At 72.5% G+C, this 14060-nt stretch carries 11 protein-coding genes; 9 read left to right on the forward strand and 2 right to left on the reverse strand.

The annotated features are described in order from the left end of the window. Positions 1-4: 4 nt before the first annotated feature. On the reverse strand, positions 5-2584 hold the full coding sequence (locus tag AB0B97_RS10815; RefSeq protein ID WP_357492573.1) for a serine/threonine-protein kinase: 2580 nt from the start codon (positions 2582-2584) through the stop codon (positions 5-7). 171 nt (positions 2585-2755) lie between these two features. Here AB0B97_RS10815 and AB0B97_RS10820 point away from each other — a divergent pair, with 171 nt between their 5' ends. The 6 genes from AB0B97_RS10820 to AB0B97_RS10845 all read left to right on the forward strand — a co-directional run bounded on the left by AB0B97_RS10820 (position 2756) and on the right by AB0B97_RS10845 (position 8396). Next, on the forward strand, positions 2756-3067 hold the full coding sequence (locus AB0B97_RS10820) for a hypothetical protein (RefSeq protein WP_234582756.1): 312 nt from the start codon (positions 2756-2758) through the stop codon (positions 3065-3067). Beyond that, positions 3060-3356 carry a WXG100 family type VII secretion target gene (locus AB0B97_RS10825; protein ID WP_234582755.1) on the forward strand — a complete coding sequence of 99 codons (297 nt, stop codon included), beginning with the start codon at positions 3060-3062 and terminating at the stop codon, positions 3354-3356. The genes AB0B97_RS10820 and AB0B97_RS10825 overlap by 8 nt, the downstream gene beginning before the upstream one ends. 12 nt (positions 3357-3368) lie before the next feature. Beyond that, entirely contained in the window at positions 3369-4700 is a 1332-nt protein-coding gene (locus AB0B97_RS10830) for an EndoU domain-containing protein (protein WP_357492576.1), read from the forward strand. A 5-nt stretch (positions 4701-4705) separates the two neighbouring features. Beyond that, on the forward strand, positions 4706-5299 hold the full coding sequence (locus AB0B97_RS10835; RefSeq protein ID WP_357492578.1) for a hypothetical protein: 594 nt from the start codon (positions 4706-4708) through the stop codon (positions 5297-5299). A 137-nt stretch (positions 5300-5436) separates the two neighbouring features. Then, positions 5437-6048 carry a hypothetical protein gene (locus tag AB0B97_RS10840; protein ID WP_357492580.1) on the forward strand — a complete coding sequence of 204 codons (612 nt, stop codon included), beginning with the start codon at positions 5437-5439 and terminating at the stop codon, positions 6046-6048. 5 nt (positions 6049-6053) lie between these two features. Beyond that, entirely contained in the window at positions 6054-8396 is a 2343-nt protein-coding gene (locus AB0B97_RS10845) for a VWD domain-containing protein (protein ID WP_357492582.1), read from the forward strand. 86 nt (positions 8397-8482) lie between these two features. Here the strand turns inward: AB0B97_RS10845 and AB0B97_RS10850 are convergent, their stop codons facing one another. Further along, entirely contained in the window at positions 8483-10549 is a 2067-nt protein-coding gene (locus AB0B97_RS10850) for a cellulose binding domain-containing protein (RefSeq protein WP_357492584.1), read from the reverse strand. A 363-nt stretch (positions 10550-10912) separates the two neighbouring features. Between AB0B97_RS10850 and AB0B97_RS10855 the strand changes: the two genes are divergently transcribed. The 3 genes from AB0B97_RS10855 to AB0B97_RS10865 all read left to right on the forward strand — a co-directional run bounded on the left by AB0B97_RS10855 (position 10913) and on the right by AB0B97_RS10865 (position 14058). Continuing rightward, positions 10913-12247: a PHB depolymerase family esterase gene (locus tag AB0B97_RS10855; protein WP_357492586.1), complete on the forward strand. Its 1335-nt coding sequence runs from the start codon at positions 10913-10915 to the stop codon at positions 12245-12247. Positions 12248-12431: 184 nt separating this feature from the next. Continuing rightward, positions 12432-13325, forward strand: a complete 894-nt coding sequence (locus tag AB0B97_RS10860) for an ABC transporter ATP-binding protein (RefSeq protein WP_357492588.1) — start codon at positions 12432-12434, stop codon at positions 13323-13325. A gap of 1 nt (position 13326) precedes the next feature. Then, complete coding sequence (locus AB0B97_RS10865) at positions 13327-14058, forward strand: ABC transporter permease (RefSeq protein ID WP_357492590.1); 732 nt, start codon at positions 13327-13329, stop codon at positions 14056-14058. Positions 14059-14060: the final 2 nt, after the last annotated feature.

Consider the following 14060-nt stretch of genomic DNA (forward strand, 5'->3'; position numbering starts at 1 on the left):
GTCCTCACCGGGACGGGCCGTACGTCCACAGCCGCAGCCCCTCGTCGCCGCCGAGGGCGACGACCTCGCCGCGCGGCGCCATCACCACCGCCTCGGACGGCAGGACGTCGGAGTCCAGGAAGCCCTCCTTGTACCTGTGGACCGTCCGGGCGGTGGTGGTGTGCCAGATCCGCACCTCGCCCCGCTCAGCCGTGACGAAGAGGTCGCCTGGCCCGAACGCGGCCGCGTCGGGAGGCGTCGTCCCGCCGTCCAGGGTCGCCACGACGGCGCCGGTGCCGGAGGCACGGATCACCGTGTCACCGTCGGACCTGAATTCCGCCCACGGCGCGATGGGCCCGGTGATCCGGGCGGCGCTGCGGCCGCTGGCCACCTCCCAGGCACGCACCCCGCCCTGCCCGTCGATGCCCACGAGAACACGTCCGTCCGGAGTGAAGCGAATCGTCTGCACCCCCATGTCCCCCGCCGACAGGTCGACCGGCTTGCCCAACGACGCCATCGGCCACACCTTGACGTCGCCGGAACCGACGGCCGCGATGCTGTCCCCACCGGGAGAGAACAGCAGCCGGGTCACCGTGTCGTACTCGCCGAAGACGAGTGTCGCCCGGACCTGCCGGCTGGCGACATCCCAGAGCTTGACGACACCGTCCCGCCCACCACTGGCGAGGGTCTTGCCGTCGGGGCTGAAGACGAGCACCTTGATCTCCTCGCGGTGCCCCGCGGCGACGGCTGCCGTCTTGCGCGTCGCCACATCCCAGAACGTGATCGCGAAGGTCCCGGCGTCCGCGCTGGCGAGCGTCACGCCGTCCGGGCTGAACGCCACCGCGCTGACCTCGGCGTCGTCGAGCGTCACCATCGTGACATTCCGCTGGTGCACAAGGAGATGACCGCACAGGATGAGGCTGGCGACCACCACGAACCGCAGCAGCAGCCCCGGCCGCCGGGGGCCGAGCGGTTGGAACGCCCGAGCCGACCAGACCGGCACCTCCCGGGACTGATCGATCCGGACGTCCTCAGGGACGAGGGTGCCCAGTCTGGCTGCCATCGATCTCGGGCCTATGCCGATGTCCCCGACGACCCACATCGGCCCTCGGCCGTCCCGCTGCGGGGGCCCCTGGAACACCCTCCCGTGCGCCGGCGCGGGCGTACGCGCCGACAGCTCGATCCCCAGCCGCGAGGTGCCGGTCGACGACCCGGCGCCGGGCCACACCGCGATGCTGGCGACATGCTCGAAAGGCAGGTCGGGCGGTGATCCGCGCGCGCCCTGGAAGCGGAGGGAGTCCGGGCCGAACCGCAGCGTGCCGTGCCAGGGCTCGACGATCGCCTCCGCCGCCGTCCAAAACGCCAGCACCCCGATGGTGAGGGCGGCGGGGATCGGCATCCACTCGGGGAGGACGCTTGCCGTCACCACCTCGACGAACAGGACAACCGCCCAGATCGTGAGGACGATCAGGGCCAGCTGAGCCAGGACGAGGGCGCCCCGGGTCTTCTCCGGCACCTCGACCGGGAATGTGGTCGCCACCGCCCCGGTCGACTGTGGTGGTGACGCCGCGCTCTCCCGCTGGCGAGGTGGCGTGGACCGGTCCGGGTGCACGGTCGTGGCCTGCCGCTCCCAGGACTCGCCCACCGGCTCACCGTCGGCCTCGGCATCGGCGTCGGCGTCGGCGTCGGCGTCGGCGTCGGCGTCGACCGAGGCGGGTGGGTCCGGGTCGGCGGCCGCCGTGGAGGCGGTGGTGTCCCGGCGGCCGGTCGCTCCGGCGTCGACCGGAACGGCGAGCAGATCGCGGGCTCGCTGGACGGTGAGCCGGTGCGCCACATCCCGCGTGAGCAGGCCACTGATCACCGTGGCCAGCGGATCCCCACACGTCATGGCCGGGATGTCGTCGTACAGGACGGCGTGCAGGGTGGCCGCGGTGGACGCCCGCTCGAACGGCAGCTCACCGGTGACAGCCTGGGCGAGCGTCACGCCCGCCGACCAGAGATCGGCCGCCGGCGTGGGATCGCTGCCGTGGAACAGCTCCGGTGCGAGGTACCCGGTCGAGCCCATCATGCCGTGCCGGGTCAGGCGCGCGTCCCCCACCGCCTGCGCGATGCCGAAGTCGAGCAACTTCACCGCGTCGCCGGGGAGCACCATGATGTTGCCCGGCTTGACGTCACGGTGCACGACACCTACCGAGTGCGCGGCGTCCAGCGCGTCCAGCATGCGTACGGCGATCGCCGTCACCCGGGCCGGCGGCAACGCCCCCTCCCGTTCCAGGAGGTCGGCCAGCGTGGGGGCGTCCACCAGCTCCGTCACGATGTAGACGGCCTCGTCGTCACCGCCGGCCGGCACCAGGTCGTGGATCGCCACGACCGCCGGATGGTTGATCTGCCCGGCGGTCCGCGCCTCCCGCAGCGCCCGCTCGCCGAACAGCAGGCGTTCCTCACCAGTCAGGCCGGCCGGTGCGCGGACCTCCTTGACCGCGACGACGCGCCCGATCAGCTCGTCGGTCGCGCGCCACACGACCCCCATGCCACCCCGGCCGAGCACGCTCTCCAACCGGTAGCGACCCGCGACGAGCCGCTGCGCCGGCTGGGGATCTGACACCCTCGCGCTCCTTGCCGTCGAGCACTACAGTCGGCGCGTACGATACTCCGCCCGGTCACGGGCCGGTGTCCGTCCACAACAGACCGACCCGCCCGGTGGGTCCGTCGCCAGTGGTCCGCGAGGCCGACTCCGATCGCCGGAGACACGGCTTCCCGAAAGGGTCACGGGGCGATGGCAACCGGGTTCGGTTTTGATCGGGACGCGGTCGTCGACGCCGCCCGACAGTTGACGCACGTACGCTCGGATCTGGAGTCGACCGGGCAGCAGACCCCGCGCCTCGCGGCCACCGGTTCGCGAGACGTCGACGTCGCCCTCACGGACTTCACGACGGCGGCGACGCGGCACCGGGCCGGCCTGCTGGCTGCCGTGGCGGCGGCCGCGGCCCGGCTCGACGGTGTGGTCGCGGGCCACGCCCAGCTCGACAGCGCACTCGGCAGTCAGTTGCCGACCAACCAACCTTCGAAGGGGAAGACTCATGAGTGACGTCAGCGTCGGCTACGAGGGTCTCCAGTCGGCGGCCCGGAGCCTGACCAGCGGGCAGGAGGAGATGACCCAGAAGCTGAACGCCCTGAAGGCGATGATCGACCAACTGGTCAACAGCGAGTTCCGCACCCAGCTGGCGTCGGGCCGTTTCCAGGACTCCTACCAGCAGTGGACCACCGGCGCCCAGAACATGATCGGTGGGCTGGAGGGCATGTCGTCGTTCCTGGTGGGGGTCGTCCGCGAGCACCAGGAGCTGGACGCCCGGCTGGCCGGGGGCATCAACGGCTGAGCACCTGCCGACATGGACGACTGGCAGGTCCTCGACCTCTACGACGGTGATCCGACCCCCGGCGAACCAGCCTCGATCCAGGCCATGGCGGCCGATCTCCAGCGCCGGGCCGCGGCGGCCGACGGGCACCACGTCCGACTGCGGTCCATCGCGGCGAGCAGCGGCGCGCTGGCCCTGCGGGGCGACTTCGCCGCGACCGTGGACCGCGAACTCGCGCAACTGCCCGACCAGGCGAAGGCCCTGGCCGACGCCTACCTCGCCGGCGCACAGGCCCTGTCCGCCTTCGCGAACGAGCTGGCGCGTGCCCAGGCACAGTCCCGGGCCGCGCTGCGCCTCGCGATGGCCGCGGACAGTCAGTACCGGAACCTGCTCGGTCAGTTCTGCGGCCTGACCGGTCGGCGCACCTACGGGCCGGGTGTCTGGCGCGGGCTCAACGAGTCGTACGCGGCGGGGCAACGAGAGCCGGTCTTCACGATGGTCGTCCGCATCGGGCAGGCCGCGCGGTTGTGCGAGGCGGAACGCGAGCAGGCTCGGGCTTCCGCGCTTGCAGCGAAGAGCCTCTATCAGGCCGCGGCGGCTCGCTGCGCCACCGCGATCCGCGCGGCGCTGGCGCCCCTCGGCCGTCCGCAGCCCGGAGGTTCGCCGATCTCCAGTGGCCCCCCGACGACGGTGCGGATGTCGCAGCAGCGGCCCCGGGCCGGGTCGAGCGGCTCGGGCGCCACCAACTCCGCCCCGACGCAGCGCAGCGCACCGCGCACGCCGCCCGCGTCGACGCAGCCCACCCAGCCAGCCAAGCCGACGCGGCCGCCGAACCCGGGCGACATCCGGTACACCGATGCGTCCAAGAAGCACATCATCGAGGGTGACGGCGGCCGGCAGGGCGGCCACCTCGCGGGCACCGGCTTGCGCGACAAGACGGAGTTCCCGAAGACCTGGGACGAGTCGAAGATTCGCGACGCCGCGATTCAGGTGACGCAGCAGGGCCCACCGGTGAAAGGGCCGTACCTGACCAAGGACGCGGACGGCAATCGGCGGTGGGCGTACGACTACGAAGGCGCTGTAGACGGCGTCAAGGTCAAGACGACGGTGCTCGCCGACGGCGAGATACGCACGTCCTACCCGGTGGACCCGAGCGACCCGGGCGTCATCAAGAACCCGAATGCGCCGACCCCCGCTCCCCGGGGAGTCCCGGGCAGCGTCGCGCCTCGTTACAGTAATCCCGCTGTCGGCGGCGACGGCAGTTGGACCTGGGAAGGCCCGAAGGGCAGAAGGATTGTCAGGGTTGTCCAGGACGCCCAGGGGAACGTCACGACGACCGATCTCGGCCCCTACAACAAGAGATGAACACCATGGATGTGAAGTCGTACGCGGCGGTCGCCGAGGTGTGCCGCCGCCTCGCGGGGCGGCTGGCCGACGACACCCTCGGCGCCGTGCGGGAGCACTATTCCGCAGGTGAACTGGACCTGGCCGACGACACGCTGCTGCTGAACCTCGCGTACCACGGGGTCGGCATCACCGCCGAGGAGCAGGCCCTGATGCGCTCCTTCCTCGGTGACCCGGACGGCAGCGACCTGGCCGAGGTGCCGATCATCGCCGAGGTGCCGGCCCCGCCCTACCGGTTCAGCCCCACCGGCCCGGCGGACGCCCCCGACCCGACACCGGCCGACGACCTTCTGTCCACCGATGCCCCGCGTCGGGGTGGCCGCAGCCTGCACCGCGTCTGGCGGGCGCCGCTCGACGGCGCACCGGACAACGCAGCCTGGCTGTACGTGTTGCAGGTGGCCGAGGGCGCCGACGAGCTGGCGACGTACTCGGGAGTGATGGCGCAGTTGTGGACGACGCTGCGGCAGAAGTGGCCGGTCGAGGTCATCGCCGACGGCTCAACGCGGACGCCGTACCACGAAGCCGCACTGGCCGGCGCGGCCGCGATCTGGCGCCCCTGACGGCCGCGCCCGGCCGTCGGGCGCGTCGGCTACTGGACATCCGCCGGGCCGGATGACGACAGCGCTCACCCGCACCTGCGGCGCAGGCTGGCCGGTATCGCCGACGACGGACGTCGGTCCGAGGAGGCGCGCGGCCCATGGGCGTACCCCGGGCAGGGTCGGCAGGGCGGGCGGCGCTCGCCGGCTGCCTCGCCGTGCTGCTACTGGCCACGACTGTCGGATGCCGCCGGTCGCGTCCCGCGCCGGCCCCCTCCGGCGGTACGGCGACTGTCGGCCTCACCGTCACGGCGTCGCAGCCCGCGTACCGGGTGGGTGAACAGGTCAACCTGCGGCTCAAGCTGGTCAACAACCGGGACGCCGAGTGCCGGCTGAGCCGGGTGCCGGACGGGGCGGTGACGGTGCTGTCGCTCACGCGCGACGGAGCGCCGGTCGCCCCCGCCATCGGTGCTGCCGCCTACTACCGGGACTTCACGGCGTACCTCATCGAGAACCTGGTCCCGGTGCCACCGCGCGGTTCGGTGGAGCTGACCCTCGGCAGTGACCCGCAGAGCCCCGTCGGGGCGGCGCTGACCACCTCCGCCTCCGACGGGCGCGGCGGCGCAACGGTGACGTGGTGGCCGGTGGACCAGCCGGGGGCGTACCGGCTGGTGGTGGGCTACCTGCGGGCACCCCTGCCGGATGTGCCGGCGGACGCCTGCGCCGCGACGGCCGAGCAGGGCCCTGTCGACTTCGAGGTGAGGGGCGGGTGACCGGCGTGCGCGCGATCCGTCTGGGCGTGGTCCTGGCCGGGGTGCTGGTGCTGCTGGCCCCCCAGTCGGCGTCCGCCGTGATCAGCGTCAACTCCGACGTGCAGACGGAGTACGCGGGCTGCGTCGGGCAGATCCGCGGCTCGGGCAACGGCGCGGTGCTCGACGCGTTGCAGGCCCACAAGAAGACGATCAAGGTGCGCCGGCCCATCGTCGGCAACGAGAGCGACACGACGACGTACGTCCCGGGCAGCGACGTGCAGATCAACTGGGTGCCGGAGAACGACGGGCGCGCGTTGCCGGGCGAGGGGAAGGACTTCACCGAGGACCAGTGCGCCACCCTCATCCACGAGATGAACCACGCCCTAGACCTCACCAACGACACCGATCGGGGTCAGTTCTGCACCCAGGGCGGCCAGTTCGCCAGCGGCGTGGATCCCGGCGAGGTGCACGCGGTCCTGGCGGAGAACGCGTACCGCGCAGGCGCCGGGTTGCCGCTTCGCACGACGTACAGCGGCATGAAGCTGCCGGCGAACGGCAAGGACTGCGATCCGCCCGCGCCGCGCCCGCCCTCGGGCGGGGGTTGTTCGATCTCCGTGATCGGCAAGGGTTACCGCTGCGCGAACAGCAACGGCGACCCGCACCTGCTGACCTACGACGGCCTCCGGTACGACTTCCAGGCCGCCGGCGAGTTCGTGCTCAGCCGCTCGACGACCGACGACTTCGAGGTCCAGACCCGACAGACGATGTTCCCGGCCAGCTCGACGGTGGCCGTCAACTCCGCGGTCGCGGCACGGGTGCGCGGCGACCGGGTCGCCGTGTACGCGACGCCCGGCGGCCCGGTCGTCCGGGTGAACGGCGCACCGGCGACCGTCGCGCCGACCGGGACGAAGCTGCCGCACGGCGGCACGGTCACCACCTGGTGGGACGGCACGGTGACGGTGGACTGGCCGGACGGTACCCGGCTCACCGCGCACCCCCTCGGCGTGTGGGGGCTGAGCGTGAGCGTCAGCGCGCCGGACGCCCGGGCCGGGACGCTGGAGGGTCTGCTCGGTGACCACGACGGTGACCCGGGCGACGATCTGACCGTCCGCGACGGTAAGCGGGTGGCCCAGCCGCCCACGTTCGAGGCGCTCTACCCCGGCTTCGCCGACAGTTGGCGCGTCGAGGCCCCCCGGTCGCTGTTCGACTACGAACCGGGTCAGGACACCGGCACGTTCACCGACCGGCGCTTCCCCGACCGGCTGCTCACCGTCGGCGACCTTCCCAACCGGGCCACCGCCGAACTCATCTGCCGGCGGGCCGGCGTCACCGACCCGCGGACCCTCGCCGACTGCACACTCGACGTCGCCCTCACCGGACAGGTCGCGTTCGCCACCGACGCCGCGCGGGCCCAGCGGGACGTTCCCGGCGTCGGCGACGTCACCCTGGAGGTCACCCGACCCGGTGCCACCGCCGCCCTGAAGGTGCCCGGCCGCGCCGGTCAGAAGATCTTCGTCGGGGTGCCGGCCGCCACCACGCCGGACCGGTGCGGCATCCTGCTGCTGCTCGACCCGCAGGGGCGTCAACTGGCGACCGGCTGCGTCATCTCCGGTGTCGGCTTCATCGACACCACCACGCTCACCGAGACCGGCGACCACCAGGTGGTGCTCGACCCGGCCGACGCCGACCTGGGCCGCGCGACGGTACGGGTCGTCACCGTCACCGACGAGGAGAAGACACTCACGCTGGACGGGCCGGCGGTGCGGGCGACGCTCGCCCAACCGGGGGCGGTGAGCCGCCTGGCGTTCGACGGGCGTGCCGGCCAGAAGGTCTTCCTCCAGGTCACCGCCGCGACCCTGCCGGACCGGTGCGGCGTGCTGGGCCTGCGCGACCCGGCGGGAGTGGAGGTGGCCACCGGCTGCGTGATCGGCGGCCAGGGCAACGTGGACGGGTTCGTCCTACCGGCCACGGGCCGCTACGTCCTGGAGGTCGACGGGACCTCCACCGACACCGGCTGGGCGGACGTGCGGCTGCGCGACGCGCACGACGAGCAGGCCGACACCGTGGCGGACGGGCGGGCCGTCACGTTGACCGTCGGCCGGCCGGGCGCGGTGAGCCGGCTGCGGTTCCCCGCCGACGCCGGTCGCCGCGTCACCGTCGAGGTGACCGGCGCCAGCCTGTCCGACAGGTGCGGAATCCTGCTGCTGAACGGTCCGGACGGTGCGACGGTGGCCACCGGTTGTGTGATCGGCGGCAGCGGCAGGTTCGAGGCGGGCCCGCTGCCGAAGAAGGGCACGTACACCCTGGTTCTCGACCCGTGGGCGGACGACACCGGGACGGCCACGGTGACCGTACGACAGGCGGGCTGACCACGGCGGGCAGTTCCTGTCCTGACGAGCGTGATGCCTGTGAGTCATCTAGATGACGCACAGGCATCACGCTCATCGCGGCGGTGTCAGCCGCTCGTGCAGACGGTGCCGTTGAGGGTGAACGCGGTGGGCAGCACGTTCGGCCCGCTGTAGGCGCCGACGAATCCGGCGCTCACGCTCGCGCCCGGAGCGATCTGCCGGTTGTCGTCGGTCGGCGTGACGCGCACTGCCGTGCCGACCTGCTCCCAGCCGGCGCTCCAGCCGCTGCTCACCTGCTGCCAGCCGGTCGGCCAGGTCCAGGTGAGCGTCCAGCCGGTGATCGGCTTCGTCCCGTTGTTGGTGATCTCGACGCCCCCGATGTAGCCGTTGCCCCAGTCGTTGGCGGCGGTGAAGCGGACCGTGCACGCGCTGGTCGCCGGGCTGCCGGTGGCGAACGTCAACGGCGGTGAGGCCCAGGACACCCGGCCGGCCGTGTCACGGGCCAGCACGTTGACGGTGTACCTGCTGCCCGGCACCAGGTTGCCGACCGTGAACGACGTCGTCGCCGTCTCGCCGAGCTGCTCGCTGACCGCGCCGTTCTGCCGGTACACCTCGTACTTGGCGATCGGGCTGCTGCCGGCGGTGGCCGCCGGCCAGGTGATCGTCGCGCCCCGGTCGGTGACGCCGCTGGCGGTGGGCTGGCCCGGGGCCGACGGCCGTCCGGCGGTCGTGCCGGCCGGGCGCAGCACGAGCGTCGTCAGCGAGTACGGCGGAAGCGTCCTGCTGGTCGCCGAGCCGGACTGGTCGGTGGCGATGCCCGTCGCGCCGTTGGTGAGGGTGGACACCGTCGGCGCGGCCGTCGACGGCGTGAACCCGGCGTAGTCGATGGCGACGTCGTGGGCCGCCTCCGGGTCCTTGTTGATCAGCAGCACGGCCAGGTCGCCGTTGCCCCGCCGAACGGCGTGCGCGCTGACCAGTGGCTCGTCGGTGCCGGCGCGCACGAACTGGTCGCCGGTCTTCGCGAAGAGCTTCATCATCGTCAGAGCGTGGTACGGCGCGAACGGCGTGTTCAACGGTGGCTCGCACACCGAGCCGTCCGCCGTGCAGCCGCCGCTGGACAGCATCCCGAAGTCGCCGTAGTCGGTCTGGCCCGCCACCTCGCTCACGGTGCCGATGCCGTTGTGCACGTTCCACCACTGGGCGGTGAAGACGCCGTTCTCCAGCAGCCCGCTGTACGCGTCGGCCAGGAACAGCGCCCCGGGCTGGGTGTTCTGGCCGGCGCCGACGTTCAGCTCGGTGAAGCTGATGCCGATCCGGTCGGCGTTCGGGCCCGCGTACCTGCTGAGCTGCTGCCGGAGCAGGTACGTCGCGTCCGGTAGCTGGTTGGTGCGGGTCAGCGACTCGGCGGCGGTGCCACCCGGGTACCAGTGCACGTCCACGAAGTCGATCTTCGGGCCGGCGATTGAGAGCACCGTCTGGTTCCAGGAGCCGGGGTCGCTGCCGGCGGTGATCCCGTCCGGCCAGTTCCCCGGCATCGTGAGCACCGCGCCCACCCTGATGCTCGGGTCGACCGCCTTCATCGCGTCGGCGTACTCGACGACCAGCCGCGCGTACTGGCTGGCGCTCTTGTCCGGGTGGTCGTCCGCCTCCCACGCCGACCCGTAGTGCCCGTTGCCGTAGTTCTCGTTGCCGATCGTCCAGTACTTCGCGCCGTAGCCCTTGGTCACGTTGGCGTAGCGCACCCAGTCGGCGGCCTCGGCCGGCGTACCGGTGCCGTAGTTCGCGATGATCATCGGTTGGGCGCCGACCCGCCTGACCGCCGCCATGAACGTGTCGAAGTCGGTGTCCGGGGCGACGTACCCACCGGGCGCGCTGTGGTCCTTCCAGTGGTAGATGTCGGCGTACGAGCCGCCGGGATAGCGCATCATCTGCACACCGGCGTCGCGCAGCAGGTCGGACGTCTCGGCGGTGCCCAGGTTCTGGTCCCAGATGGCGTGGTTGACGCCCAACGCGGTGTCGGACACCCGCGCCAGCCCGGCGCGGGCGTTCACGGTCACGGCGACGGTGTCGGGGTCGGCTGCCGCGCTGGCGTTGGGTGGGTCGATGCCGGGGAGTGCGGTCGCGGCGAGCAGCACGCCCGCCAGGAGCGCCGCACGGCGGATCGGTTTGCGCATGGTCGGGTTCCTTTGCGTGAACGACAGTGGGTCACCCGGCCGGCATGCAGCGACGCGGCGGCGGGCGGACTCGTGGACGGACAGGCCCCGGCGCCCCATCGCTCGTGCTCCGTCCCCCGGGATCCGTGGTCCGGTCCCGGCTGCCCAGTGGACGGGCGTCAGCCCCGCGCGCAGCGAGTTATCGACGGCCAAGAATGTCATGGCCGAATCGGGGATCTCAAGTGGACCCGCTCGCACGGGTGAATTGACGTCATACGGCACGCCTTGACGAACCGAATGTTATCGCTCACAGTCGATGCGTCCGGGCCTTCTTTCCGCACGCTTCACCGCCACCGCCGCACGCACACTGTGAAGGAACCGCCGATGAGAACAAGGCTCGCGCTGCTGGCCGCCGGGTTGGCGACGGCCCTGGCGACGATGACGGCAGTGGTCACGCCCGCCACGCCGGCGTCGGCCGCGACGCTCACCCAGGTGAGCAACTTCGGCACCAACCCGACGAACCTGCAGATGCACCTGTACGTGCCGGACCGGGTCGCGGCCCGCCCGGCGCTGCTGCTCGCCCTGCACTACTGCACGGGCAGCGGCCCGGCCGTGCACACCGGCTTCGGCCTCAGCGCCCTGGCCGACCGCTACGGCTTCATCGTGATCTACCCGTCGGTGACCCGCAGCAGCAAGTGCTGGGACGTCTCCTCCCCGCAGGCCCTGCGCCGCGACGGCGGCAGCGACCCCGTCGGCCTCAAGTCCATGCTCGACTACGTCCGCGCCCGCTACCCGGTCGACCCGACCCGGATCGCGGTGGGCGGCTTCTCCTCCGGCGCCATGATGACCAACGTCATGCTCGGCCTCTATCCGGACGTGTTCAGCGCCGGCTTCAGCTCCTCCGGAGTCCCGTTCGGCTGCTTCGCCACCACCAACGGCGCGGAATGGAACAGCGAATGCTCCGGCGGACGGATCACCCGCACCCCCCAGCAGTGGGGTGACCTGGTCCGCAACGCCTACCCCGGCTACACCGGCGCCCGCCCCCGCGTCCAGATCTGGCACGGCACCACGGACACCACGCTGAGCTACGTCAACTTCGGCGAACAGATCAAACAGTGGACCAACGTGCTGGGCATCTCGCAGACCCCCAGCTACACCGACTACCCGCAGACCAGCGCCACCCGCACCCGCTACGGAGGCACCGGCCCGACCGCCCCGGTCGAGGCGATCAGCTTCCAGGGCTACGGCCACTCGATCCCGTTCGACGCCGCCCAGGCCATCCGCTTCCTCGGCTTCGACACCACCACCCCCACCACCCCGCCGCCGGGCGGCACGGCCGCGCCCCTGCGCAACGTCAACGCCGGCCGGTGTCTGGACGTCCCGTCCCGCTCGCAGACGAACGGCACCCAGGTGGCGCTGTGGGACTGCAACGGCGGCACCAACCAGCAGTGGACGTCGACGGCCGGCCGGCAACTCCAGGTGTACGGCACCAAGTGCCTGGACGCCGAGGGCGCCGGGACGACCTCGGGCACCCGGGTGATCATCTGGGACTGCAACGGTGGCGCCAACCAGCAGTGGAACCTCGGATCCGACGGCACGGTCACCGGGGTCCAGTCGGGTCTGTGCCTCACCCCGAACTCCGCCGGCACCGCCAACGGCAGCCCGGTGGTCCTCTCCACCTGCAACGGCGGGACCAGCCAGCGGTGGACCAGAAGCTGACACGGTAGCCCGACCGCGCGGCCCGGCCCCGGGCTCCGTCCGGGGTCGGGCCCGCGGTCCCCCGGGATCCGTGGCCCGACCCGGCCGCACAGTGGACGGACGGCCATCCGCGGGACAAATGTCCTGGCCGACCGCGTACCGGTGGCTCTGCCCGCGTCGCCGGAGCGTGCATAGCGTGACGGGCATGGATGACACAGCCGTACGCCTCAGCGGCCTCACCCGGCGGTTCGGTCCCGTCCGGGCCGTCGACGGGCTCGACCTGAGCATCGCGCGGGGCAGCACGGTGGCCCTGCTCGGCCCCAACGGCGCCGGCAAGACCACCGCCCTCTCGCTCCTGCTGGGTCTGGACCGGCCCGACAGCGGCACCGTGACCCTGTTCGGTCGACCCCCCGCCGAGGCGGTGCGGGCGGGACAGGTCGGCGCGATGCTCCAGGACGCCGGCTGGGTGCCGAGCGCGACGATCCGGGAGGTCGTCGACCTCGCCCGGGCGCTCTACCCCCGAGCGGTGGCCACCGACCGCGTACTGGCCCTGGCCGGGCTGACCGAACGCGCCGACCGCCGCCTCGACAAGCTCTCCGGCGGTGAGGCGCAACGGGCGCGGTTCGCCTTCGCGCTGGCCGGCGACCCGGACCTGCTGGTCCTCGACGAACCCACGGCCGCGCTGGACGTCGCCGCCCGGCAGGCGTTCTGGGCGGCCATCCACAGGTACACCGCCGACGGGCACACCGTCCTGTTCAGCACCCACCACCTGCACGAGGCGGACGAGTTCGCCGACCGCGTCGTGGTGCTCGCCGCGGGGCGGGTGGTGGCCGACGGACCGCCGGCGCAGATCCGGGCGCTTGCCGGCGGCCGTACCGTCTCCTTCGACCTCGCCGGCGGGCCGGTCGACGGCCTCGACACGCTCCCCGGAGTCCGGTCGGTGCAGCTCCGGGGCGAGCGGGTCGTGCTCACCACCGACGACGCCGACGCCACGGTGCTCGCGCTGGCCGGCACCCGCGGCTTCCGGGGCCTGGAGGTCACCGCCGTCGCCCTGGAAGCCGCCTTCCTCACCCTCACCACCACCTCGACGGAGCACTGACATGCGCGCGTACCTGCGATTCGAGCTGCGCCGGCTGGCCCGCGACCCACGGCTGCTGCTGTTCACCGTCCTCTCACCGGTGGTCACGTACGTCATCTTCTCGTCGGTGGGCCCCGGCGACGACCGGCTGGAGGGCGTCGACGCCGCCGCCGCCCTCATGGTCGGCCTGGCCGGCTACGGCGCGGTGGCGGGTGTGCTCTCGGTGGGCGCGTCGGTCGCCCACGAGCGCGCGTCGGGTTGGCTGCGCCAGCTGCGTGTCACCCCGCTGCCCGCCTGGCAGGCGGTGACCGCGAAGGCCCTGGTCTGCACGCTCAGCGGCGTGCCGTCGGTGCTGGCGGTCGGCTGCGCCGGACGGATCCAGCACCACGTCGAGCTGGGCGCCGGCCGGTGGGCGGCGCTGCTGCTGCTGATGTGGGTGGGCACGGTGCCGTTCGCGCTGCTGGGGCTCGCCATCGGGTACGGCCTCACCCCGCAGTTCGCCCAGTCGGTCAACTTCCTCGTCTTTCTCGGCCTGTCGGTCCTCGGCGGCCTGCTCGTGCCGGTGGCGTACTTTCCCGCCGTGCTGCGTCACCTGGCACACGCCCTGCCGACGTACCGGTTCGCGGAACTCGGTTGGCGCTCGGCAGCAGGTCTGGCACCCACCCCGTCCGGGCTCGCCGTGCTCGCGGGGTGGACCGTGGCGTTCCTGGGCCTCTCGGCCTGGGCGTACCGGCGGTCCACCGCCCGCCGGTGACC

This window comes from Micromonospora sp. NPDC049004 (genome assembly GCF_040649315.1).
Lineage (GTDB): Bacteria > Actinomycetota > Actinomycetes > Mycobacteriales > Micromonosporaceae > Micromonospora.

Excerpts from the sequence above, each read along its gene's own strand:
- AB0B97_RS10820 (WP_234582756.1), top strand. The coding sequence starts at position 2,756 with ATGGCAACCGGGTTCGGTTTTGATCGGGACGCGGTCGTCGACGCCGCC.
- AB0B97_RS10825 (WP_234582755.1), top strand. The coding sequence starts at position 3,060 with ATGAGTGACGTCAGCGTCGGCTACGAGGGTCTCCAGTCGGCGGCCCGG.
- AB0B97_RS10830 (WP_357492576.1), top strand. The coding sequence starts at position 3,369 with ATGGACGACTGGCAGGTCCTCGACCTCTACGACGGTGATCCGACCCCC.
- AB0B97_RS10835 (WP_357492578.1), top strand. The coding sequence starts at position 4,706 with ATGGATGTGAAGTCGTACGCGGCGGTCGCCGAGGTGTGCCGCCGCCTC.
- AB0B97_RS10840 (WP_357492580.1), top strand. The coding sequence starts at position 5,437 with ATGGGCGTACCCCGGGCAGGGTCGGCAGGGCGGGCGGCGCTCGCCGGC.
- AB0B97_RS10850 (WP_357492584.1), bottom strand. The coding sequence starts at position 10,549 with ATGCGCAAACCGATCCGCCGTGCGGCGCTCCTGGCGGGCGTGCTGCTC.
- AB0B97_RS10855 (WP_357492586.1), top strand. The coding sequence starts at position 10,913 with ATGAGAACAAGGCTCGCGCTGCTGGCCGCCGGGTTGGCGACGGCCCTG.
- AB0B97_RS10860 (WP_357492588.1), top strand. The coding sequence starts at position 12,432 with ATGGATGACACAGCCGTACGCCTCAGCGGCCTCACCCGGCGGTTCGGT.
- AB0B97_RS10865 (WP_357492590.1), top strand. The coding sequence starts at position 13,327 with ATGCGCGCGTACCTGCGATTCGAGCTGCGCCGGCTGGCCCGCGACCCA.